Genomic DNA, 23,235 nt, shown 5'->3' with positions numbered 1-23,235 from the left:
CCGAGAGCCCGATGGATCCTGTCCACGCAGCGATCCCTCGGCCCGCCCGAACCTCTGATGGGGAGCCCGACATGACGACACCGCGGGATCTGATGATCGTCACCCTGGACGCCGCGTCCAGCCGCCCCGTGGAGCAGGGCAATCTGTCGCTGGCCCTAGCGGGAGCCGAACTCATCGACCTCCTCGACGTGCGGGCCGCCTTCCTGGACGGCGACCGCATCGTGCCCGGCCCGCAGCTGGTCACGGACGACCGTCTGCTGGACGCGGCCGCGTCGGCGCTCGTGCGTCAGGAGCCGTACGAATCCGCCGAGGACTGGCTGTGGCGCCGCGGCAACGGTCTGTCCTCGACCTACCAGGCCGCCCTGGAGGAGGAGGGGCAGCTCGCCCGGGAGCGTCGCCGCTGGCTCCCGGTGCCGACCGAGCGCACGGCACTGGTCGACTCACCGGCCCGTCGCCACGCCGCCGACCGCTGGGCGTCGGGCGAGCGCGTCCTCGCGGGCCTCGCGGCCGCCGTGGGGATCCACGACAAGCCGGACGAGGACTTCGAGGGCTCCGGTGACGCCGGCGACGACGTCGTCCTGACCGTACTGGGCGCCGTCCACGACGCGGTGATGGAGCTGGAGGCCGTACGACAGCGCCGAACCATCGAGAACGCGGCCTTCGACAACATCTGGCGAGGCCAATGATCTCGTCGGCCTGAGCAACCCGAGCCATCGACCGGAGGCCGGAGGAGAGCGAGCCGACCGCAGGCCACGCAACCTACGTGTCGGATTTCCGCCAGCCCTCGCCCCGTCAGTGCCCGATCCTTGAGGCATGCAGAACGGGATGCACGCCGACACCGAACGCTGTGTGCGCGCCGTCCAGTCGAAGGACGCGCGCTTCGACGGATGGTTCTTCACCGCGGTCCTGACCACCCGCATCTACTGCCGACCCAGCTGCCCGGTGGTGCCGCCGAAGCCGGAGAACATGACGTTCTACCCGAGCGCGGCGGCCTGCCAGCAGGCCGGATTCCGGGCCTGCAAGCGGTGCCGCCCGGACACCAGCCCCGGTTCGCCCGAGTGGAACCAGCGCGCCGACCTGGTCGCCCGGGCCATGCGCCTCATCGGCGACGGAATCGTGGACCGCGAGGGCGTCCCGGGCCTCGCCACCCGGCTCGGCTACAGCACCCGCCAGATCGAGCGGCAGCTCCTCGCCGAACTGGGCGCGGGACCGCTCGCCCTGGCCCGGGCCCAGCGCGCCCAGACCGCACGCCTGCTCATCGAGACCACCGCGCTTCCGATGGCGGAGATCGCCTTCGCGGCCGGGTTCGCCTCGATCCGCACCTTCAACGACACCGTCCGCGAGGTCTTCGCCCTGTCGCCGAGCGAGCTGCGCACCCGGGTGCCCAAATCGCGCACCCCGGGCACGTCGGGAACGCCGGGCGTCCTCAACCTGCGGCTGCCGTTCCGCGCGCCGCTCAACCCCGACAACCTCTTCGGCCACCTCGCCGCGACCGGCGTACCCGGCGTCGAGGAGTGGCGAGAGGGCGCCTACCGGCGCACGCTGCGACTGCCGTACGGCCACGGGGTCGTCGCGCTCACTCCCAGCGCCGACCACATCGCCTGCCGCCTCACCCTCAGCGACCTGCGCGACCTGCCCGTCGCCATCAGCCGCTGCCGTCGCATGCTCGACCTGGACGCCGACCCGGTCGCCGTCGACGACCAGTTGCGCACCGATCCGCTGCTCGCGCCGCTCGTCGACAAGGCGCCGGGCCGCCGGGTGCCGCGGACCGTCGACGAGGCCGAGTTCGCCGTCCGCGCGGTGCTCGGCCAGCAGGTCTCCACGGCCGCCGCCCGCACCCACGCGGCACGCCTGGTCCGGGCCCACGGCGAACCCGTCGACGACCCCGAGGGTGGCCTCACCCACCTCTTCCCGTCCGCCGAGGCCCTCGCCGCGCTCGACCCCGACTCGCTCGCGATGCCCCGCACCCGGCGCACCACCTTCACCACCCTCGTCCGCCAACTCGCCGACGGAACCATTCACTTGGGCGTGGAGAGCGACTGGGCGGAGACGCGCGCCAGGCTGCTCGCGCTGCCCGGCTTCGGGCCGTGGACCGTCGACGTGATCGCCATGCGCGCCCTCGGCGACCCCGACGCCTTCCTCCCCACCGACCTCGGAATCCGGCGCGCCGCCCAGGAGTTGGGCCTGCCCTCCACCCCGGCCGCCCTCACGGCACGCGCCGCGGCGTGGGCGCCCTGGCGGGCGTACGCGGTGCAGTACCTGTGGGCGACGGACAGTCACCCCATCAACTTCCTACCTGTGTAAGGGTCCTTGTGAAACAGCACACCGTGATCGACAGCCCGTACGGCCCCCTGACCCTGGTCGCCGAGGACGGCACCCTGTGCGGCCTCTACATGACCGACCAACGCCACCGTCCACCGGAGGAGAACTTCGGCGCGCCGGACGACACTCCCTTCGGCGAGACGACCGCCCAGCTACGGGCCTATTTCAGCGGCGAGTTGAAGGACTTCGACCTGCCGATGCAGCTCGCCGGCACCCCCTTCCAGCGCACCGTCTGGGAGCAACTCCGCAAGATCCCGTACGGCGAGACCCGCAGCTACGGCGAACTCGCCGACGCGCTCGGCAACCCCAAGGCCTCACGCGCGGTGGGCCTGGCCAACGGCAAGAACCCCATCGGCATCATCGTCCCCTGCCACCGCGTCGTCGGCACCGACGGCAGCCTCACCGGATACGGCGGCGGCCTTGACCGCAAGCAGCGCCTGCTGGACTTCGAACGCGCAGCAGCGCTCTTCTAGCCCTTCTGAAGGCGGACCAGCAACTCGGGCAGCGCCGTCCCGATCCGTTCCCGTACGATCTCGTCGGCCCGGTCGTCGTACGGAGTGGGCTCGGCGTTGACGATGATCAGCCGTGCCCCGTGGTCGGCGGCGACCCCTGCGAGCCCGGCGGCGGGCTGCACCTGAAGGCTGCTGCCGACCGCGATGAACACCTGGCACGCCTTGGTGATCGCGACCGCCTCGCCCAGCACCACCGGGTCGAGCCGCTCGCCGAACATCACCGTCGCCGACTTGAGGATTCCGCCGCACTCCAGACACGGCGGGTCGTCCTCGCCCGCCTCGACCCGCGCGAGCGCGTCCTCCATGGGCCCGCGGGCATGACACCCGGTGCACACCACACTCCGTGCGCTGCCGTGCAGTTCGAGCACCTTGCGGGCCGGCATCCCGGCGAGCTGGTGCAGCCCGTCCACGTTCTGCGTGATCACCCGCACCGGCACCCCGGCCCGCTCCAGCTCGGCCACCGCCCGATGCGCCGCGTTCGGCTCGGCCTGCAGCGTCCGGTTCTTCCGCCGCATCTGCCACGAGCGCCGCCGGATCTCCGGATCACCCATGTAGTACTCGTACGTCACGAGCTTCTGGGCTTCCGGATCCCGCTGCCACAGCCCGCCTGGTCCGCGGTAGTCCGGGATCCCGGAATCGGTGGAGATACCTGCGCCACTGAGGATGGCGACGAGGGGCTTGTTCATGGTGCCGAGGGTAAAGGCGTCGGCTCCCGCCAGCGAACGAATTCGGGGGCCTCAGGAGGAGCGGGAGCGCGGGCCGAGGAGCAGGGAGGCGAGGCGCAGGTAGGCCTTGTACGCGTCGGGGGTCAGCCAGGACAGTTCGACCGTGCTGCCCATGGCCAGGTGGCCGTCCCGTGGCACCGTGACGATGCCGCGGCAGCGGGAGCCCAGGCTCAGGAGGGTGCTCGAGTCGAGGGACCAGCCCGCGGCGGGGCGGCTGTGGTTGAGCACGACCACCGACTCGCCGACCAGGCCGGGCCGGTCCAGGGTCACCAGGCGGTCCATGGCCTGCTGCGCCTGAGTGAGGCCCGCGGGGTCCGCGCGCGAGACGATCACCACGCGGTCGGTGTGCTGCATGATCACGGGATGCAGGTTGTCGGTGTCGATCAGGGTGAGGTGGAAGTACTTCTGCGTGGTGTACGCCACGCTGCGGAAGTCCGAGTCCGTGTACTGACCGGCCGATGCGGGGCGCCGTACCGAGTCGTTCGCCAGGGCCATGAGCCCTGAGCGGTGCGGTGACAGGAAGAGCTCGAGATCCTCGAACCGTTCCACATGGTGCAGCGAACGGGCCAGGTCGGACAGGCTCTCCAGGGTGTTGCGGAACACGCGCCCGCCGATGCGGACCTGCCGTCCCGCATGCCGGTCGGCGTCGATCGCGAGCACATGCTCCTGCCGCTGGTCGGCCAGTACCGCGCCCAGCATCATCGTGGTCGTGGTGCAGCCGACGCCGTCCCTGACCCCCACCAGCGTGATGCGCAGCGGCCGCTCCAGCGGCTCCCGGATGATCCGCTGCCACTGTTCGCGGTGGTCCTCGGGTGCGTGCGCCTCCATCGGCTCGACCGCCGCGGGGTCGGGTGTCTCCTCCTCGACGCCCTCCCACTCCTGACCGCCCGGCAGCCGCGTCCCCAGGGCGTCCGCCACCTCGCGCGCCGTGGGCCGCCCCTCCGGCTCGCGCATTACGCAGCGCAGCAGCAACTCGGCCAGATCCTCGTCGAGTTGGGCGAAGTGCCGGTTGCGCGCCAACTCGGCCTGCTCGTACGGGGACCACGCCCTCCCGGTCACCGCGTGCAGCAGGACGGCGCCCAGGGAGTACACGTCGCCCGCCGTGATCCGGGACTCGCCCCAGTACGTCACTTCGGGCGCCCGGTAAGGGGAGTTGGCCGGCACCGACGCCGTCGAGGCACTCCACGAGCCGTCGATGCGCGCCGACGTCCAGCCGATGAGGTGCAGGGTCGACTCGGTCACCAGGATCGAGCCCGGGGCCAGCGCGCCGTGCACGAGGCCCAGGCGATGGCAACGGCTCAGCGCACGCGCCAGATTCCAGGCCAGCCAGGTGAACAGCGGTGTGCCAGGCTGTGGCCCGGCCGCCTCCAGCACGGCCCGCAGCGTGGGCGCCGGCCGCCCGTCGGCGAGCGTGTCGAGCCGCAGTGCCAGCCACGGCGTGACGGCGTTCGCCAGGTTGCCGTCGACGACCGCGGGCGCGTACACCCCGCCCATACGGCGCAGCGCGCGGCGCTCGACATCGAGCAGTTCCTGCGCCGCCGGTGAGTCGAACGAGGAGGACACGCGCAGCAGCACGCGCTGTCCCTCCTCGTCCTCCCCGATGTACGCGGTGGGTTTTCCGCCGGACGTGTCGCGCTGGAGGAGCGTGTAGGGGCCCAGCGCGTGCAGATCCTGGAGGCGCAGGGGCAGCCAGGAGGGCGCGGTCGCCAGCTCCGAGGGCAGCCGTACGTCCTCGTGCCCGGTGACGCGCTCCGGCGTCGGTGCCATCGGCCGGGCGCCCAGATGCGTCAGCAGGCGGTCCTCCAGCCAGGCGAACGGCCGGGTGCCGGGCAGGAGTTCACCTGTCCCCGACGGGTGGGCGAGCCACGCCGGGAAGTCGGGGGAGCGGCCCACGAGCGTCCGCAGACGGTCGGTGACAGCCCGCGTCGTGCGCAGCAGGTCGATCGGCGACGCTGTGTCGAGCAGGATCTCCTGGGCGTCCCTGGGGAAGCCGAAACGGCGGTGCTGGACCGGGAGTTGCTCATCGGCCGGTTCGGTCTGGCGCATGAGACCGCCCAGGAACACCTCCGCGAGATGCTCGGTCTCGGCGCGCCAGGGCACGGCCGCCTGGACCAGGCGCATCACCGGAACCGTCAGCGGGGACACCGAGGCGAGATGCGCGGCCAGCCGGTAGGCCTGCGGTGACGCGGCGTTGCGGAACCGCAGGACGGCCTTCGCCGCGTCCGTTCCGCGGGTGTCGGCCCCGCCGCGGGGCGCCCGCGCCTCCGGCGGTGCCAGCAGCGGCAGTTCCGCGCTCGCACCGGGTGACGCCACGAGGCGGGCCCAGGCTTCGACGGCCGGCGGATACGGTTCCAGCACCGGAACCGGAACGCCGGAGAACTTCTCGCCGAGGTCCGGCGGCAGCAGCGGATCGGCCACCTCCCAGCTCTCGTTCGCCGCACCGCGCCGCCGGGTCGTCACCAGCCATGGCTCCGAGCGGATGCCCGAGCCGTCCCACAGGTGAGCCGGCAGCGTGTGCATGATCGCCGTCGGGCCCTGGCGCGCCCAGCGTTCCAGGACCGCCCGCATCCGCCCGTCCCGCCAGCAGGGGCCGACGCCGTCGCTGATCACCAGGACCAGCGTGCCGCCCGAGGGGTCGACGACCGAGGCGGGCGACAGCAGCGGGGCGCCCGGATCGAAGGGGCGCGCCCGCAGCAGAGGCATAGGCGCCTCGTCGGGGTCGGGATGGTGCATGCGCGTGTCGAGGCCGTGCACCCGGATGTCGCGGAACGCGCCGAGCCGCTCCAGCAGCGCGCGCAGCTCCGCCGCGAGCCGCCGCCACAGCAGCATCGATATGCCGTCGTCGATGAGCAGCACCAGATCCAGCCAGCGCTGCCGTGCGGGCCGGGTCACCACGTCGGGCAGCCCTGTCTCGGCGATCGCGGCGGCCGTGGCCTCCTCGTCGAACTCCCGCTTCAGCAGGTTGGGTTGGGGCTGCTTGAGCAGACGCAGGGCACGCCCGAAGCGCAGCTCGTCCTCGCCGAGCGCCTTCTCCTCCGGCACCCGCACCGGCATCGCACCCTCGCGCGCGTGGCCGTAGGCGCCGGCCCCGTCCACCTCTCCGAGAGGGGCGAACTCGGGCGCGCTGCGGGTGGCGGCGGCCGCGTGCAGCGCGCCGAGGAGCTGCGCCGGAGCAGGCGGTTGCTCCGGGACCTCGGCGCCCGGCTCCCGGGCGGCGGCCCCGGGAGACCCTTCGCCGGACGACCGCGCCTCCTCGCCAGCGCCGGACCCCGGCCGGTGGGCGGAGAGTCGCGGCAGCGCCGATACGAGGGGTGCGCTGCCGTCCGCCGGGAGCCGCGCCGCCAGCCATACGGCGTCCAGCAGCTCGTGGATGGACAGGTCCTGCCCGGTGAGCGGGCCGATCCTGCTCAGCGCCGGCGGCGGCTCGACGCCGTCGAGGGGGTCGTCCGGAGCCCTGGGGCCCGTGCCGTCGGGCGGCATCTAGACCATCCCGCCGAGCCGGTGCAGTACGGCGTCCAGCAGCCCCTCGGCGTCCAGGTCGACTCCGCCCTTGCGCAGGAACACGGCGTTGAGCAGCTGGTCCGTGGCGAGTTCCCCCGGTGCCCGGCGGTTGAGGAAGGCATGGAGGAGGTCGTCCACGTCGGTCAGGGTGTCCTCGCCGAGATGGGCGGCCACGATGTCGCGCAGCCGGGCCTCGTCCGGATCGGGCAGGTCCAGCCGCACGCAGCGGCGCATGAACGCGGGCGGGAAGTCCCGTTCGCCGTTGCTCGTGATCACCACGACGGGGAACTCCCGGCAGCGGACCAGCCCGCGCGTGACGGTGATCCGCTCGCCGCGCGCCCCGTGGGTGAGGACCGCCACCTCGGACTGCTCCTCGGGCAGCCGGGACAGCTGCGGGATCTCGAACTCGCCCTCCTCGAAGACGGTCAGCAGATCGTTGGGCAGATCCACATCGCCCTTGTCCAGCTCGTCCACCAGCAGGACACGCGGCCGGTCGCGCGGCACCAGGGCCGTGCCCAGCGGTCCCAGCCTGATGAAGGTGCCGATCTCGGGTTCGGATGCGCCCCGCTCCCGGTGCAGATGTGTCTCGCGCAGCCGGCCGACGGCGTCGTACCCGTACAGGGCGTCGTTGAGGACCGAGCGGCTGTTGACGGCCCATTGCAGCACCGGCCCCAGGGACAGCTCGTGGGCGATGGCGTGCGCCAGCGACGACTTGCCGGTGCCGGGGTGCCCGGTCACCAGCAGCGGGCGGCGCAGATGCAGGGCGGCGCTCACCACGTCGGCCTCCGCGCGGCCGATGAGATAGGGGCGGTGCCGGGGCCGGCCGCCCGGCCGGTCGGCGAACTGCCGCCAGGGCGGCGCCTCGGGGAACTCCGCCTGCCGGGCCACCCGGTCACCGCGGAACAGCCGCCACCCGTCGGTCTGCGTCATATCGCGTGCTCCGTTCCTTCCGAGGGGTCGGCGAGCTGCAGTTCGTCCGGCAGCGGCAGTTCGGCGTCGTCCCACACCAGGGCCGGGCGCGCGGCGGCCGCGTTGTCCGCGTCCGCGTAGACCCGGACTCTGACGTACCGCACACGCTCCGGAAGTCCGTCCACCGGGCCCTCGGGCACGATGGCATCGAGCGGGGGCCCCTCGCCAGGGGCGAGGCCCGCACGGTTCCACAGCACGATGGGCACGCCCATGGCCAGACAGACGAGGACCAACCTGCCGCGATGCTGGGCGGTCCCGTCCACAAGGACGCGCGCGGTGTCCCGATGGGTTGTCTTCAGCAGCCCGGCCAGTGTGCGGTCGCCCATCCGGTGGTCGGCGAGCAGCGAGCCGCTCTGCTGCCGGGCGTTCCAGCGCCGTTCGAGATCGGCGGCCCCGGTGGGGGAGCGGCGCCGCAGCCGTGGGCAGCGCAGGACCAGGTGGAAGTCCTCGCCGAGCGGCGCGGGCATGTACTCGCCGGCCCCGGCTCCGTCCCACTCGTCCACCGGCAGGTCCAGCGCCTCCGGCGGCACCGACACGGCGACCAGCGCGACACCGTCCCCCGTGTCCTTCGCGCCGCCCGCGACCTCCCTGATCAGCCGGGCGATCTCCGGTCCCGTACGCGGCCGGTCGGGTCCGTCGACGGTGCGTGCGGCGCTGCCGTCGGGGCGCAGCCGCCACACCGAGCAGCGGTAGTGGTGCGGGGGGTCCTTGGCGTAGTGGTCGAGTTCCACCAGGATCCGGGCCCCGGCCGGGGCCGCCTGCCGCGACCAGCGTTCGGCGTCGGCGCGTCGCTCCCGCAGCGCCGACGGGTGGATGCCGAGCCGGGCGGCGACCCGGTTGCTCCACTCCCGCAGCACCTGCCCGACCAGGCCGTCGGTGGCCGCGGCGAGGTACTCGACGACACGCAGCAGGGCAGGCAGCCGGGGCGTCTCGTCGGGCACCGGTGACCCGTCGCCGTACCAGGTCTCCAACTCGCCCAGTACGTCCGGCACTTCGGCCTGGGTGAGGCGGGGCGCCTGGAGTGACCGGGGGAGTTCGAGATAGGGGAGGGCCGCGGTCGCCGCCCGGTGGAGCAGCCCCGGGTCGCCCTGGGTGAGATGCTCCAACTTGCCGAGCAGCATGCGGTGTTCGGCGATCGAGAGGAGGCGGGCCGCTCCGGTGAGCCGGCCCAGCGCCAGCAGCCGGTCGAGCTCGGCCCGGCCGCGGGGGTCGTCGACCACTTTGGGTGCCAGTGACTCGGCGAGCGTCGGCAGTGCCCGCTCCGTGCCGCACAGCAGATGCGCCAGCTTCTCCACGGACGGCGCCGTGCCGTCGGTGGGCGCCAACAGGCCCAGTGTCTCGGCGAGTTCGGCGGCATGCGCGGTCCGCGCCACGGGATCGCCGAGGAGTGTGTGCAGCGGGCCCACCATCATGTCGCGCACCGACTCGTCCTCGGCGAACACCGCGGACGGCCCCGCCCACAGCCCGGCCAGGTGCGGTTCCGGCACCGCCTCGGCCCGCCGCAGCTCCACCAGCACCGACTGCCAGCCGAGCCCCCAGCTGCGCCGCACCGTGTGCTGGGGCGAGAACCCGTTGTCGGGAGCGGTGATCCGGCCCATGACCAGTCCTACGGCGGCGCCGTCGCCCATCGACCACAGGGGACCGCCGCTGTAGCCGTCGTCGACGGCCGCCCCGGACAGCTGCCCGTCGAGATAGCCGATGCCGTCGTCGTACACGGCGACGCGCACATCGGCGTACGAGAACGGCTGCCCGGCCCCGTACCACGCCCTGACCTCCTGCCCCCGCGCCATCTCCAGCCAGCGCACCGAGCCCACCGGCGGCGGCGGTTCCTCGTCGAGTTCCAGCACGGCCAGATCGCCCTCCCACTTCAGGGCGCCGTCGTCGACCGGGCCGTACTGCTGGGAGCGGGGCGGTATCCAGGCCACCAGCCGGGCGCTGCGGACGTCGGTGGCGGAGAGCACCGGGAAGGACACGTCGAGCGTGATCCCGCCCGGGTCCTGCGGACTCAGACTCCGCCGCCCGAGCACGGTGTTGACGACATGTGCACAGGTCAGCAGGCGCCGGTCGGAGAGGTAGACGCCCGCGCCCGCGGTACGGCTGCGGTTGGCGGACAGGATGCGGACGAGCGCACCGCGCGCGTCCGCCGACCGGTCGCCCCGGGGCGCCGCGAACCAGGTCACGCCCCGTCCCGGGGCGGCAGCTGCCAGGTCGCCGAAACGGTCAAGCTGGCCTGTCCGTTGGCACCCACGATGCCGATCTTCAGGTCCTGGCCGATCTGTATCCCGAAGGCGACGGACAGCTCGTGCGGCGGATCGGCGATCCCGGACACCGAGTCGTGAACCTGCTGCAGTACGGGGCCCAGCGGGCTCAACACGGAGCGCAGGGCGTCCGTGGCGAGCGTCCCGACGCGGGCGCCGCGTCCGACGGGCGTCACACCGGAGATACCGCCGGGTAAGTCGCCATCACCCGCCGGGGCCTCGCCCGCTGCTGCCAGCTCGAGACGGACCTGCGCTCCGTCGTCGAGGGCGAACTCCATGTAGTCGTAGTGCGGCACAGCAGCATTGTGCCGATCAATGAGCTGTACAGGTAGGAGAGTTGAGGAAATAGGCCCGCGGACCCCAAGGGCTGGGCTACTACGCCCCCACAGGGCCCACCCGACGCCCGTCCTCCAGCTCCGCCGTCCCCGCACCCTCCGTCAACACGTCCAGCGCGGCGAGCACCCGGCGGCCGAGCGCGTCAGGCAGGTGCTGGGTGAGCTCCTCGCGCGGGACGAGGCGCCAGGACAGCAGTTCCTCCTCCTGGAGCCGGATGGACCTGAGGTCGCTGTCGCCGAGGACTCCGCCGTCGTAGAGGTAGGCGACCAGCGGCGGTCGCCCGGTCCCGGGAACCCAGTCGACGGCGAGCAGGCGCCCGAGTTCCACGTCGAGTCCGATCTCCTCGGCCGTCTCGCGCCGCGCCCCCTGCCGCGGGGTCTCCCCGGCGTCCGACTCGACGATGCCGCCGGGAAGAGCCCAGCCCTCCTTGTAGTTGGGATCGACGAGCAGGATGTGGCCGTCGGCGTCGCGGAAGAGAGCGGCGGCGCCGACGATGACGCGGGGGAGGCCCGCGATGTACGTGGCGTAGTCCTGAGTGGTCATCCGTGCAGCGTAGCCAGCTCGCGCAGACGTCTCTCGGACTCGCTGCCGGGCTCGGTGAAGTCGGGTCTGGTGTCGGGGAGTTCGGCGACCTGTTCGGCTTCGGCACAGGAGGTGCCGTCGCGCGCGGGCCCAGCACCGACGGCTGGACCGTGCGGGACGGCCCCGGTTCCGGTGGGCCGCCAGTAACCCCTAGTCCTCTCTCTCCGCCTCCGCGACGGCCACCGTCCGCGCCGCCAGCTCGCTGATCCGTACGCCGTCGAAGCCGAAGACCGCGCTGCGGACCATGTCCTCCAGGGGGTCCTTCCACTGGGCGGGGATCGCGTCGGCCCCGCACAGCACGCCCGCGACCGACCCGGCGGTCGCGCCGTTCGAGTCGGTGTCCAGGCCGCCGCGGACGGTCAGCGTGATGGTGCGGGTGAAGTCGCCGTCGCCGTACAGGAGCCCGGCGGTCAGGACCGCGGCGTTCGGGATCGTGTGGATCCAGCCGAGCCCGGCGGTCTCCTCGGCCACCGTGGTGAGCGTGTCCTCCCAGCTCATCCGGGTCTCATGGAGCGTGAGCACGCGCCGTACGGTGCGGGCGAGACGGCTGCTCGCGGGGATGACGGTCAGCGCCGTGTCCAGGGCATGCCGCACCGTGGGCGCGGTGAACGCCGCCGAGATCAGCGCCGCCGCCCACATCGCGCCGTACACGCCGTTGCCGGTGTGGGAGAGGACGGCGTCGCGGCGGGCCAGCGAGGCCGCGCGGCGGGGCGCGTCCGGGCAGGTCCAGCCGTAGACGTCGGCGCGGATCAGGGCGCCGATCCACTCCTGGTAGGGGTTGTCGTAGGTGGCGGTGAGGGGCGGTTTGAGACCGTTTGCGAGGTTGCGGTAGGCGGCGCGCTCCGCCGTGAACGTCTGGAGATACGGCAGCCGCAGCAGCCACAGATCGCCGACCTGCTCGGTGCTGAAGCCGAAGCCGTGGGTCTCCAGGAGGTGGAGGCCGAGGATCGCGTAGTCCACGTCGTCGTCGCGGCAGCTGCCGTGGATACGGCCGCGCACGCATTGCCGCCATTCGGGGCGCAGCTCGAAGCCGTCGCTCTCGGTGGCGGGCTCGGGCAGGTAGTCGACGAGGGGCAGGGCCGCGGCCTGCCGCAGATAGCGGTCGATGCGGTCCCGCGTCCAGTGGTCGCCCTGCTCGACCGGTTTGCCGAGCATGTTGCCCGCGATCCGGCCCAGCCAGCCCCCGAGAACGCGGTCGCCGAGCTCAGTGCCCACAGGGGTCATGACTCCGGTTTACCGAATTCCGGGCGAGGCCGCGCGGTGTTCGGCCGGGTGTTCGCTGCGCGGGACGGGGCATGACGGGGCGGGCCTCCTCCGGTTATGGTCGCAGCGGCGCGACTGCCTTGACGTGAGCAAGGCTCGAAAGCAAGGGGAATGCAAGGTGGCGGACGCTGCTGTGGACCGGACACCCACCGGAAGTGCGCGGGTGCTGATCGCCGCGGACAAGTTCAAGGGCTCGCTGACGGCCGTCCAGGTCGCGGAGCGGGTGACGGCCGGACTGCGCCGGGCCGCGCCGCATGTCGAGGTCGAGGCCCTGCCGGTCGCCGACGGCGGCGACGGCACCGTCGACGCGGCGGTCGCGGCCGGGTTCGAGCGGCGCGAGGTCCGGGTCGCCGGGCCGCTCGGCGACGAGGTCACGGCGGCGTACGCGCTGCGCGGCGACACGGCCGTCGTCGAGATGGCCGAGGCCAGCGGGTTGCAGCGACTGCCCGCCGGGGTCTTCGCGCCGCTCACCTCGTCGACGTACGGGTCCGGGGAACTGCTGCGGGCCGCGCTGGACGCCGGTGCGCGCACCATCGTGTTCGGGGTCGGCGGCAGCGCCACCACCGACGGCGGCGCCGGGATGCTGGCCGCGCTCGGTGCGCGGTTCCTGGACGCGGAGGGTGAGCCGGTGGCTCCCGGCGGTGGTGCGCTGCGTGACCTCGTGACCGCGGATCTGTCCGGACTCGACGCGCGGCTCGCCGAGATCGACTTCGTCCTCGCGAGCGACGTGGACAACCCGCTGACCGGGCCGAAGGGTGCGCCCGCGGTGTACGGGCCGCAGAAGGGCGCGAGCCCCGACGACGTGGCCGTTCTCGACGCCTCCCTCGCCCACTTCGCCACCGTGCTGGAGAAGGCCATCGGATCGCGGGCCGCCGAGTACGCGCAGGCGCCCGGTGCGGGGGCCGCGGGCGGTATCGGGTACGGCGCGCTGGTGCTCGGTGCGCGGTTCCGGGCCGGGATCGAGGTCATGCTCGACGTTCTCGGCTTCGCGCCCGCGCTGGCGCGGGCCACGCTGGTGATCACCGGTGAGGGGTCGCTCGACGAGCAGACCCTCCACGGGAAGGCGCCCGCCGGGGTCGCCGCGGCGGCTCGTGCCGAGGGCAAGGAGGTCGTGGCGGTGTGCGGGCGGCTGGCGCTGGCGCCGGAGGCGCTGGGACGCGCCGGGATCCGGCGCGCGTACGCCCTCACCGACGTCGAGCCCGATGTCGCCCGGTGCATCGCCGAGGCGGGGCCGATCCTGGAGGAGCTGGCGGAGCGGGTGGGGCGGGACTTCTTGGTGTGACGCCGGGCGGGCCCTACGGGGTTTTCGCTTTCGCCTTGAACGGGCTCGTCCTCAAACGCCGGACGGGCTGGATATAGCCCCTCCGGCGTTTGAGGAGCGGGGGTCCGGGGGCGGAGCCCCGGAACACGGGCAGGGTAGGGGCGGAGGGGGCGAAGAAACCCCACAGGCCACCCCCCGTCACCACCCCACCCCCGACAACCGATAAGCATCCAACGCCAACGTCATCTCGATCAGATCCCGCGGCCGCGCCAGCGACCGGGACGTCAGCTGCTCCAACCGGCGCAGGCGGTTGAAGACCGTGTTGCGGTGGCAGTACAGGCGACCTGCGGCACGCCCGGCGGACCCCTCGCAGGTCAGCCAGACGTCGAGGGTCTCCAGCAGCACGGCACGGTCGCCGGGTTCCAGCTCCAGCAGCGCGCCGAAGACCCCCGACACCAGGCGCTCCGCCAGCTCCGGCTGGCTGACGACCAGCGCGGTCGGCATCCGCTGATCGAGCCGTACGACATCGGTCGCGTCCGGCGCACACGTCCGCAGCGCCAGCTCGGCGAGCCGCCGGGCCCGCCCGAGCTCGGCGAGGCCGGCGACGACGGGGCTGATCCCGCCGGGCCCGGCGCACCGCGCGTCGAGCAGCCCCGCGAGCCCGTCGAGCCCTGCGCCCTCACCGAGCGCGACCACGCCCAGCTCGCGGTCCGTGCGCATCCGCCAGATGAACCGGAACCCGGTGCCCTGCACGGGCCGGTGGAAGCCGTCGTGGGCGTCCCGGCGCTCGGCGCGCAGCACGACGACCGCGTACGACCCGTTCTCGGGCAGATCGAGCCCGGCCGCGGCCCGCGCGGCGAGCCCGGGTGACTGCTGGCCTTCGAGGAGCGCGTCGAGCAGCGCCTGGAGCTGCTCGTCGGTGCGCCGTCGCAGCTCCATCTCGGTGGCCCGGTAGGCGTTCGACGCGGCCTCCGCCTGGTCGTCCACGGCGGACCAGACCATCGTCGCCGACCGCATCAGCACCGCGAGCCGCGCCGGTTCCTGCCCGGCCGCGCCTTCGAGGAGCGCGTCCCACACCAGATAGCCGGCGTTGCGGTACGCGTGCACGAGGAGTTCCAGCGGCAGGCCCTGCTGGGCGCGCCGCCGCCCGGCGTCCTCCGCGCACTCCAGGTCGCGGCGCGGGGAGTCCCGGGGCGCCGACATCGTCTCGATGCCGATCCGGATCGCCTCCTCCGACTCCCGCCAGTGCAGGTCGTACGGCAGGACCCGCGCGTACACGGGGGAGTAATCGGCGAGCTGCCGCATATGGGCATCCACCAGCTCGGGCAGCCGGTCCAGCAGCGCGGTGCAGGACTCGGCGAGCAGCTTCCAGTCATGACCGGTCCGCGGTCGGCGCCCACCCATGGCCCGGAGGATGCCACCCGGACCGCGCCTGGGACAGGCCCCTGACACGCAGTGTTGTGCCCGCGCACAATCGGCGGCGGTGAGCGCTGGTCACCTGCCACGTTTCGGCCGCGCCCCGTGGACGGGCGCCCACGGCGGTGCTGGGGTGAGCGCCACACCTAAGCGACCCCGAGGAAGTTCAGGCACGCCCCCGGAGCCGCTTGCAAGGAGAGGGGGACATGCCATGGGTGGTTCCGCTCTCGTCGTACGGGACCTGTCGGTGGGATACGGGCCCGTACGCGCCCTGCGCCAGGTGTCGCTGGACGTGCCCGAGGGAGCCGTGGTCACGGTCCTCGGCAGCAACGGCGCCGGCAAGTCGACGCTGCTGAGGGCGGTCTCCCGGACCCTCTCCTTCCACGGCGGCGCGGTGACCGGCGGCACCGTCAGCCTCGACGGCCGCCCCCTCGACCGGCTCCCCCCGGACCGGGTGGTGGCCGCCGGGGTGTCCCAAGTGCCTGAAGGGCGGCGGGTGTTCGCCCGGATGACGGTCGCCGACAATCTGCGGGCGGGCGCGCTCGGCGCCGTAGGAGGGCGCAAGGAACGGGCCGCCGCCCTGCACCGCGTGCACGACCTGTTCCCCGTCCTCGCCGAGCGCGCCCAGCAGCGTGCCGCCCTCCTGTCGGGCGGCGAGCAGCAGATGCTCGCGGTCGCCCGCGCCCTGATGGCGGCCCCGCGGCTGCTGCTCCTCGACGAGCCGTCCCTCGGACTCGCGCCGCTGATGGCCGCGCGGATCGCCGAGACCGTACGGGAGATCAACGCCCAGGGCACCTCGGTCCTCCTCGTCGAGCAGAACGCCGCCCTCGCGCTGCGGCTGGCATCGCGCGCATACGTCCTGGAGGTGGGCGAAGTGACCCTGTCCGGCCCGGCGCAGGAGCTCGCCGCCTCCGACGAGGTGCGCCGCCGCTACCTCGGCGTGGTCGACGAGGACGCCGCGGCCGACGCCTCCGGGGCTCGCGCCACGCATCCGATGCTGTCCCGGTGGGAGGGGTGACGCGCCCCATGGCCATGGACCGGAAGCCGGCCGTCCCGCCGCTGGAGATACGGCAGTTGACCGTCCGCTTCGCCGGGCTCACCGCCCTGGACGCCGTGAGCTTCACCGTCCGGCCCGGCACCGTGCACGCAGTGATCGGCCCCAACGGCGCCGGCAAGTCCACCTGTTTCAACGTGCTGTCCGGTGTCGTCCGGGCCGCCTCCGGCAGTGTCCGCTTCGGCGCGCACGACCTGACCGGGCTGCCTCCGCACCGCATCGCCGAGCTGGGCGTCGCCCGGATCTTCCAGAACCTCGCCCTGCCGCCGCACGCCACCGTCGAGGACAGCCTGCTGCTCGGCCGCCACCGGCTGACCCGCACCGGGTTCCTGTCCGCCGGGCTGCGGTTGCCCTCGGCGGCCCGGGAGGAGCGGCGCCACCGCGCACGCGTCCGGGAGATCGCCGCGTTCGTCGGCCTGGAGGACCAGCTCGACCGCCCGGCGGGCTCGTTGCCGTACGGGCAGCAGAAGCTCGCCGAACTCGCCCGCGCCCTGTGCATGGAGCCCCGCCTGCTGCTCCTGGACGAGCCCGTCGCGGGCATGACCGCCGACGAACGGCGCCGCACCGCCGCGGTCGTCGCGGGCGTCCGCGACAGCCTCGGCATCTCGATCGTGCTGGTCGAACACGACATGGGGGTGGTGATGCGGCTCGCGGACGCGGTGACCGTACTCGACTTCGGGCGCCTGATCGCCGACGGCACCCCCGGCGACGTACAGAACGATCCGGCGGTCGTACGGGCCTACCTGGGCGAGCGCGACACCGACCGAAGCCACACCGACGGAGAGGAATCCGAGGCATGAGCACCTTCGTCGAACTCCTCCTCAACGGCGTCTCGTTGGGCTCCGTCTACGCCCTCATCGCGCTCGGCTTCGTGGTGATCTTCCGGGCCACCGAGGTCGTGAACTTCGCGCACGCCTCGCTGCTGCTCGCCGGCGGCTACATCACGGCGTCGCTCCACGACGACATCGGCTTCTGGCCCGCGCTGCTCGTCGGGATCGTGGGCGCAGCCCTGGTGGGGGCCGCCGTGGAGTTCCTGGTCATGCGCCGGTACCGGGGCCACGACCACAGCGTCCTCGCCATCGTCACCATCGGCGTCGACATCCTGCTCACCACCGAACTGACCCGCCGCATCGGCACGGACGTGCTGCCGCTCGGCGACCCGTGGGGCGACGCCGTGCTCAGCGTCGGGCCGGTCACCCTCGCGCACACCCGGATCGCCGCGTTCGTCGCCGCGACCCTGCTGATCACCGTGTTCCTGCTGGCCTTCCGGTACACCTCCTGGGGCGTGGCGATGCGTGCTGCCGCCGAGAGCCCGGAGACCGCGGCCCTGATGGGCGTACGCCTGGGCCGGGTCTCCCTCGGCGCCTGGGCGGTCGCGGGCGGCCTCGCAGCCGTCGCCGCGCTGTTCCTCACCGTCTTCCCGACGCCGGGCCTGGAGCGGGCCACCTCGCTCACCGCGCTGAAGGCGTTCCCGGCCGCGATCCTCGGCGGACTCGACTCGACCACCGGCGCCCTGGTCGGCGGCCTGGTCGTCGGGATCACCGAGTCCCTCGCGACCGGCTACCAGAGCGACCTCACCTTCCTGGGCCGCGGCCTCGGCGATCTCGCGCCCTACCTGGTCATGGTCGCGATCCTGCTCGTCCGCCCCGCCGGGCTGTTCGGCACCAAGGAGCTCGCCCGTGTCTGAAGCCCTGGTGAAGCCGGCGAAGCCGCTGCGGTCGGCCCGCCCCCGTCCCCGGCCCCGCACCTATGCCTGGGCCGCCGGCACCGTCGTACTGCTCGCCCTGCCGTTCTACGTGGACCGCTTCTGGCTCCTGGCGGGCCTGTTCGCGATGGCCGCCGCGATCGGCGCGATCGGCCTCAACCTCCTCACCGGCGCCACCGGCCAGCTCTCCATGGGCCATGCCTTCTTCCTCGCGGTCGGGGCGTACGGCTACTGCGTGTTCGCGGCGGACGGCGGCGACGGGCTGACCGGGCTCGGGCTGCCGACCTGGCTCGCGGTGATCCTCGCCGTGCTGGTCTCGGGCGTGGCGGGCGGCCTGTTCAGCCCCATCGCGGGGCGGCTCAGCGGCGCCTACCTGGGGATCGCGACGCTCGCGCTCGTCTTCATCGGCCAGCACGTGATGTTCAACGCGCACGATCTGACCGGTGGTTCCAACGGCCGCGACGTACCGCCGCTGAGCGTCTTCGGCCTCACCTTCGACGACCGCGAACTCGTCGTCGCCGCCGTGCCGTTCGGCTCCGCCGAGAAGCTCTGGTACGCGGGTCTGGTGCTGCTCCTGGGCGGCGGACTGTTCGCCCGCGGGGTGCTGCGGGGCAGACCCGGCCGGGCCATGAACGCGATCCGCGACCACCGGATCGCGGCCGGCGTGATCGGCGTGCCCGTGGCCCGCTACCGGGCCGCCGTCTTCGTCCTGTCGTCGATGTACGCGGGCCTCGCCGGGGTCCTGCTCGCCTTGGTCTTCCAGCGGACGGTGCCCGACTACTTCGGTGTGACCCTCTCGCTGGAATACCTCGCCATGATCGTCATCGGCGGGCTCGGCTCGGTGGCCGGGGCGGTGGTCGGAGCCGTGTTCGTCTCCCTGCTGCCGCAGCTGCTGACCCGCTACAGCGACGCCCTGCCGCTGGTCTCCGACCCCGGCACGGGCGGCATCGCACCGGGCGAGGCGGCCCGGTACCTCTACGGCGCCGCAGTCGTGGCCGCGGTGCTCTTCCTGCCCGGTGGCCTGGTCGGGGCGGCCGCCCGGCGCCGGGTCAGGACCGATCCAGGGCCGCTGTCAAAGGGTCCGGGGCTTCCAGAGCTTCCAGGGCTTCCAAGGGAGGAACGATGAGTACGACATATGCGGCCAGGGTGGCTGCCGGGGCGCTGGCCGCCCTGCTCGTGCTGGCCGGATGCAGTTCCAAGGCCAAGGACGACGACAGCGGGGGCACCAAGGCCACCGGCGGGTTGAAGACCGGCGAGGGTATCTCCGGGAAGACCATCAACCTCGGCGTCCTCACCGACATGACCGGCGTCTACGCCACCCTCGGCAAGAGCGTCACCCAGGCCCAGCAGCTCTATGTGAAGCAGACCAACGCCGCCGGCGGCATCTGCGGCTATCAGCTGGCCCTCACCGTCCGCGACCACGGCTACGAGCCGCAGAAGGCGGTCTCCGGGTACACCGAGCTGGCCCCGAAGGTGCTGGGCTTCACCCAGTTCATCGGCTCGCCCTTCGTGGCCGCCGTCAAACAGCGCATCGACGGCCAGGACAAGGGCCTGGTGCTGCCGCAGGCCTGGTCGGCCACCCTGCTGGGCAGCCCGTACATCCGGGTCATCGGCTCCACGTACGACGTCGAGACGATCAACGCCGTCGACTTCCTGATGAAGGAGAAGGGGATCAAGAAGGGCGACAAGATCGGGCACGTCTACTTCGAGGGCGACTACGGCGAGAACGCCCTGACCGGCTCCAAGTACATGGCGAAGAAGTCCGGGCTCACCGTCGTCGAGCAGAAGATCAAACCGACCGACAACGACATGACCGCCCAGGTCGCCGCCCTCAAGCAGGCCGGCGTCAAGGCGATCGTGATCAGCGCGGGCCCGCGCCAGGCGGCCTCCCTCGTCGGGGTCGCGGCGGCCGGGAAGTTCGACGTGCCGATCATCGGCAACAACTCGGCGTTCGCCCCGCAGCTGCTCGCCACCGAGGCGGGCCCCGCCCTCATGAAGAACTACTACGTCGCCTCGCCCTCGCTGCCGATCGGCGCCGACACCCCCAAGGCGAAGCAGCTCGTCGCCGACTACCGGAAGGCCTATCCGAAGGCCGCCCTCGACAACGGCATCGTGGCGGGCTGGACCGCGGCCTCCGCGTTCGGCGAGGCCCTGAAGAAGGCCTGCACCAGCAAGGACCTCACCCGTGAGGGCGTCGACAGGGCGCTGCTGACCATCAACGCCTTCGACCCTGGCTTCGGCGTCACCCAGGACTTCACCGACCCGAAGGCCCCGTCCTCGAAGCAGAGCATCATCCTGCGGCCCGACAAGAGCGCCGTGGGCGGCATGACGGTCGTCCGCGAGGCGGGGGCGTCGACGGTCGCCGAGGGCTACACACCGGGCGGCTGAGGGCCCGTACACGCGAAGGGCCCCGAACCGGGTGGTTCGGGGCCCTTCGACTGTCGTACGACCGCTGCTACGGCAGCTGCGCCGCGCGCGCCTCACGCCGGTTGTCGCGGAAGTTGTTCACCCGCCGCGCCGTGGCGAAGAGGGGGATCACCGCGCCGAGCACCAGCTGGAGCGCACAGCCCGTCTGGAGCAGCAGGGCGCCGCCGGGGGCGTCGAAGGCCCAGGCCGCCAGCAGACCCATCGCGGAGACGATCCAGGAGAGCATCGCCACCGCGAGCGGACCCCGCGGCTTCGGGTACTCGACCCGGCTCACCATCAGCCACGCGGTGCCGATGATCGCCAGCAGCGTCGCCACGAAGGGCAGCTCCAGCAGCACGATCGAGACCACGGTCAGCGCGCCGAACGGCGAGGGCATGCCCTGGAAGGTGCCGTCCTTAACCGTCACACAAGAGAATCTCGCCAGCCTGAGCACGACGGCCAGCAGGACCACGATGGCCCCCACCGCGGCCACTCTCTGGTGCGCGTCGTCCGCGACCATGCCGTAGACCAGGACGAAGTACGCCGGGGCCAGACCGAAGCTGATCAGGTCGGAGAGGTTGTCCAGTTCCGCGCCCATGGGGGAGGAGCGCAGCTTGCGGGCGACCAGACCGTCGAAGAGGTCGAAGACCGCCGCGCACAGCATCAGGATGACCGCCGTGGCGGCCGAGTGGCGGGCCATGCCCGTCGACTCGTCGTTGCCCGTCAGGTGCGGGATGAGGATCCCCGTGGTGGTGAAGTACACCGCCATGAAGCCGCACGTGGCGTTACCGAGGGTGAGGGTGTCCGCTATTGAGAGACGGAGCGAGAGGGGCATCTCGTCCTCGTCGTCCTCGGCGGCCTCCGGCACCCAGCCGGCCTGTGTCTCAGGATCAATCACGGTCAATTCGAGTCACCCCAGCCACGGTCTTCTGACCGACCTCCACATCGACCTCGACACCCTCGGGGAGGTAGATGTCGACGCGGGAGCCGAAGCGGATCAGGCCGATCCGCTCGCCCTGCTCGACCTTGGTTCCCTGCGGGATGTACGGCACGATGCGACGGGCGACCGCCCCGGCGATCTGGATCATCTCGATGTCGCCGAGCTCGGTGTCGAAGTGCCAGACAACGCGCTCGTTGTTCTCGCTCTCCTTGTTGAACGCCGGAACGAACCCGCCCGGGATGTGCTCGACCGACGTCACGGTGCCGGACAGCGGCGCGCGGTTGACGTGGACGTTGAGCGGGCTCATGAAGATCGCGACGCGGGTGCGTCCGTCCTTCCACGGCATGATGCTCTGCACCACACCGTCGGCGGGCGAGATGACCCGGCCCTGAGTGATCTCGCGCTCGGGGTCGCGGAAGAACCACAGCATGCCCGCCGCGAGCGCGGTGGCGGGTACGGCCACGGCCTTGGCGGCGCCGGAGCGGCGCGCGCGGACCAGGCTGAGTGCTGCGGTGGCGACGGTCGGGAGAAGCCACGGCGATGCTCCGCGCGCGAGGCGTACGCCTGCCAGGCTGTCGCGAGGTGCAGAGGTTTGGCTGTGGGGCATGGATGACCTTCGTAGCGGATGATGCCGCGCTGTGACGGGGGACGGCGGCTTTCCCGGGATCGTACCGGTCGTGGGCCACAACTGGGCAAGCCAGGAAGCGGAGTCGACGGCCGAAGAGTGTTGACGGGGTGTGATCTTCTTCTCGAAGAAAACACCCCGAACCGGGACATCTAGCCCTGGAGTCGATACTCTTCGAGCAGCCTGCGACCGATGATCATTTTCTGGATCTCGGCGGTACCTTCACCGATCAGCAGCATCGGCGCCTCACGGTAGAGACGCTCGATCTCGTACTCCTTCGAGAAGCCGTAGCCCCCGTGGATCCGGAAAGCGTCCTCGACTACTTCCTTGCAGTATTCGGAGGCGAGGTACTTCGCCATCCCTGCTTCGAGGTCGTTTCGTTCGCCAGAGTCCTTTTTGCGTGCTGCATTCACCATCATCGCATGCGCGGCCTCGACCTTGGTAGCCATCTCGGCCAGCTTGAACTGAATGGCCTGGTGCTGGGCGATCGCCTTGCCGAAAGTGTGACGTTGCTGGGCGTAGGAGACACCCAGTTCGAAAGCACGCTGCGCGACACCGCAGCCACGTGCCGCCACATTCACGCGGCCGACTTCGACTCCGTCCATCATTTGGTAAAACCCTCGGCCGGTGACCCCGCCGAGCACACGATTGGCCGGAATGCGCAGTCCGTCCATGATGAGTTCGGTCGTGTCGACGCCCTTGTAACCCATCTTGTCGATCTTCCCGGGAATGGTGAGGCCGGGACGGACCTCTCCGAAGCCGGGCTCCTTCTCGACGAGGAAGGTCGTCATCGACTTGTGGGGCGCCGTGCCCTCGGGGTGTCCTTCATCACTTCGGACGAGAACGGCCACCAGTGTTGACGTGCCGCCGTTCGTCAGCCACATCTTCTGACCGTTCAGGACGTACTCGTCGCCGTCCTTGACCGCCTTGGAGGAGATCGCGGACACGTCCGAACCGAGGGCCGGCTCCGACATCGAGAACGCGCCACGCACCTCGCCGAGCGCCATGCGCGGCAGGAAGTAGTCCTTCTGCTCCTGCGTGCCGTGCTGCTTGAGCATGTACGCCACGATGAAGTGCGTGTTGATGATGCCGGAGACCGACATCCAGCCGCGGGCGATCTCCTCGACGCACAGCGCGTACGTCAGGAGGGACTCGCCCAGACCGCCGTACTCCTCGGGGATCATCAGGCCGAAGAGGCCCAACTCCTTGAGCCCGTCGACGATCTGCTGGGGGTACTCGTCGCGGTGCTCCAGCTCGGTCGCGACCGGGATGATCTCCTTGTCCACGAAGTCGCGGACGGTGGAGAGGATCTCCTGCTGGACGTCGGTGAGACCGGCGGTCTGGGCGAGTCGCGCCATGG

Annotated in this window: 20 protein-coding genes; 9 read left to right on the top strand and 11 right to left on the bottom strand. The window is 72.0% G+C overall.

What is annotated here, in order from left to right; all coding sequences use genetic code 11:
* Positions 1-71 precede the first annotated feature (71 nt).
* The 3 genes from AB5J56_RS10085 to AB5J56_RS10075 all read left to right on the top strand — a co-directional run bounded on the left by AB5J56_RS10085 (position 72) and on the right by AB5J56_RS10075 (position 2,795).
* Positions 72-686, top strand: a complete 615-nt coding sequence (locus AB5J56_RS10085; protein WP_369232159.1) for a GPP34 family phosphoprotein — start codon at positions 72-74, stop codon at positions 684-686.
* 127 nt (positions 687-813) lie between these two features.
* On the top strand, positions 814-2,304 hold the full coding sequence (locus AB5J56_RS10080) for an AlkA N-terminal domain-containing protein (RefSeq protein WP_369232157.1): 1,491 nt from the start codon (positions 814-816) through the stop codon (positions 2,302-2,304).
* Between the two features lie 8 nt (positions 2,305-2,312).
* Entirely contained in the window at positions 2,313-2,795 is a 483-nt protein-coding gene (locus AB5J56_RS10075) for a methylated-DNA--[protein]-cysteine S-methyltransferase (RefSeq protein ID WP_369232155.1), read from the top strand.
* On the opposite strand, the gene AB5J56_RS10070 is transcribed toward AB5J56_RS10075, so the two are convergent.
* From AB5J56_RS10070 to AB5J56_RS10040, 7 genes are all read right to left on the bottom strand, one after another.
* Positions 2,792-3,520 (bottom strand): NAD-dependent deacetylase, encoded by a 729-nt coding sequence (locus tag AB5J56_RS10070; protein WP_369232153.1) that lies wholly within the window; start codon positions 3,518-3,520, stop codon positions 2,792-2,794. The genes AB5J56_RS10075 and AB5J56_RS10070 overlap by 4 nt on opposite strands.
* 51 nt (positions 3,521-3,571) lie before the next feature.
* Entirely contained in the window at positions 3,572-7,039 is a 3,468-nt protein-coding gene (locus AB5J56_RS10065) for an SAV_2336 N-terminal domain-related protein (RefSeq protein ID WP_369232151.1), read from the bottom strand.
* The gene (locus tag AB5J56_RS10060; protein WP_369232149.1) at positions 7,040-7,990 is read right to left on the bottom strand and encodes an AAA family ATPase; all 951 of its coding nucleotides are present in this window, start codon (positions 7,988-7,990) and stop codon (positions 7,040-7,042) included. It lies immediately after the preceding gene.
* Positions 7,987-10,209: a trypsin-like peptidase domain-containing protein gene (locus AB5J56_RS10055; protein WP_369232147.1), complete on the bottom strand. Its 2,223-nt coding sequence runs from the start codon at positions 10,207-10,209 to the stop codon at positions 7,987-7,989. Before AB5J56_RS10055 ends, AB5J56_RS10060 begins: the two co-directional genes overlap by 4 nt.
* Complete coding sequence (locus AB5J56_RS10050; RefSeq protein ID WP_369232145.1) at positions 10,206-10,583, bottom strand: CU044_2847 family protein; 378 nt, start codon at positions 10,581-10,583, stop codon at positions 10,206-10,208. Before AB5J56_RS10050 ends, AB5J56_RS10055 begins: the two co-directional genes overlap by 4 nt.
* 79 nt (positions 10,584-10,662) lie before the next feature.
* Positions 10,663-11,166 (bottom strand): NUDIX domain-containing protein, encoded by a 504-nt coding sequence (locus tag AB5J56_RS10045; RefSeq protein WP_369232143.1) that lies wholly within the window; start codon positions 11,164-11,166, stop codon positions 10,663-10,665.
* A 189-nt stretch (positions 11,167-11,355) separates the two neighbouring features.
* Positions 11,356-12,429 (bottom strand): ADP-ribosylglycohydrolase family protein, encoded by a 1,074-nt coding sequence (locus AB5J56_RS10040; RefSeq protein WP_369232141.1) that lies wholly within the window; start codon positions 12,427-12,429, stop codon positions 11,356-11,358.
* Between the two features lie 202 nt (positions 12,430-12,631).
* On the opposite strand from AB5J56_RS10040, the gene AB5J56_RS10035 reads away from it, so the two are divergent.
* Complete coding sequence (locus AB5J56_RS10035; RefSeq protein WP_369242473.1) at positions 12,632-13,750, top strand: glycerate kinase; 1,119 nt, start codon at positions 12,632-12,634, stop codon at positions 13,748-13,750.
* Between the two features lie 177 nt (positions 13,751-13,927).
* Here AB5J56_RS10035 and AB5J56_RS10030 read toward each other — a convergent pair whose 3' ends face one another.
* Positions 13,928-15,133 (bottom strand): PucR family transcriptional regulator, encoded by a 1,206-nt coding sequence (locus tag AB5J56_RS10030; protein WP_369232139.1) that lies wholly within the window; start codon positions 15,131-15,133, stop codon positions 13,928-13,930.
* Positions 15,134-15,356: 223 nt separating this feature from the next.
* On the opposite strand from AB5J56_RS10030, the gene AB5J56_RS10025 reads away from it, so the two are divergent.
* From AB5J56_RS10025 to AB5J56_RS10005, 5 genes are read left to right on the top strand one after another with little or no spacing between them, the layout of a single operon-like run.
* Positions 15,357-16,163, top strand: a complete 807-nt coding sequence (locus AB5J56_RS10025) for an ABC transporter ATP-binding protein (RefSeq protein WP_369232137.1) — start codon at positions 15,357-15,359, stop codon at positions 16,161-16,163.
* An 8-nt stretch (positions 16,164-16,171) separates the two neighbouring features.
* Positions 16,172-16,999: an ABC transporter ATP-binding protein gene (locus AB5J56_RS10020; RefSeq protein ID WP_369232135.1), complete on the top strand. Its 828-nt coding sequence runs from the start codon at positions 16,172-16,174 to the stop codon at positions 16,997-16,999.
* A complete protein-coding gene (locus AB5J56_RS10015) occupies positions 16,996-17,886 on the top strand; it encodes a branched-chain amino acid ABC transporter permease (protein ID WP_369232133.1) in 891 nt (296 codons plus the stop codon). Before AB5J56_RS10020 ends, AB5J56_RS10015 begins: the two co-directional genes overlap by 4 nt.
* A complete protein-coding gene (locus AB5J56_RS10010) occupies positions 17,879-19,030 on the top strand; it encodes a branched-chain amino acid ABC transporter permease (protein ID WP_369232131.1) in 1,152 nt (383 codons plus the stop codon). Before AB5J56_RS10015 ends, AB5J56_RS10010 begins: the two co-directional genes overlap by 8 nt.
* Positions 19,027-20,292, top strand: a complete 1,266-nt coding sequence (locus AB5J56_RS10005; RefSeq protein ID WP_369232129.1) for an ABC transporter substrate-binding protein — start codon at positions 19,027-19,029, stop codon at positions 20,290-20,292. Before AB5J56_RS10010 ends, AB5J56_RS10005 begins: the two co-directional genes overlap by 4 nt.
* A gap of 67 nt (positions 20,293-20,359) precedes the next feature.
* On the opposite strand, the gene pssA is transcribed toward AB5J56_RS10005, so the two are convergent.
* The 3 genes from pssA to AB5J56_RS09990 all read right to left on the bottom strand — a co-directional run bounded on the left by pssA (position 20,360) and on the right by AB5J56_RS09990 (position 23,233).
* Positions 20,360-21,214, bottom strand: a complete 855-nt coding sequence (gene pssA / locus AB5J56_RS10000; RefSeq protein ID WP_369232127.1) for a CDP-diacylglycerol--serine O-phosphatidyltransferase — start codon at positions 21,212-21,214, stop codon at positions 20,360-20,362.
* Positions 21,201-21,857 carry a phosphatidylserine decarboxylase gene (locus tag AB5J56_RS09995; RefSeq protein ID WP_369232125.1) on the bottom strand — a complete coding sequence of 219 codons (657 nt, stop codon included), beginning with the start codon at positions 21,855-21,857 and terminating at the stop codon, positions 21,201-21,203. The genes pssA and AB5J56_RS09995 overlap by 14 nt, the downstream gene beginning before the upstream one ends.
* 170 nt (positions 21,858-22,027) lie before the next feature.
* Entirely contained in the window at positions 22,028-23,233 is a 1,206-nt protein-coding gene (locus tag AB5J56_RS09990) for an acyl-CoA dehydrogenase family protein (protein WP_369232123.1), read from the bottom strand.
* Positions 23,234-23,235: the final 2 nt, after the last annotated feature.

Origin of the sequence: Streptomyces sp. R21 (genome assembly GCF_041051975.1) — a bacterium.
Taxonomy (GTDB): Bacteria; Actinomycetota; Actinomycetes; order Streptomycetales; family Streptomycetaceae; genus Streptomyces.
This window is presented reverse-complemented; position numbering and strand designations above follow the sequence as displayed.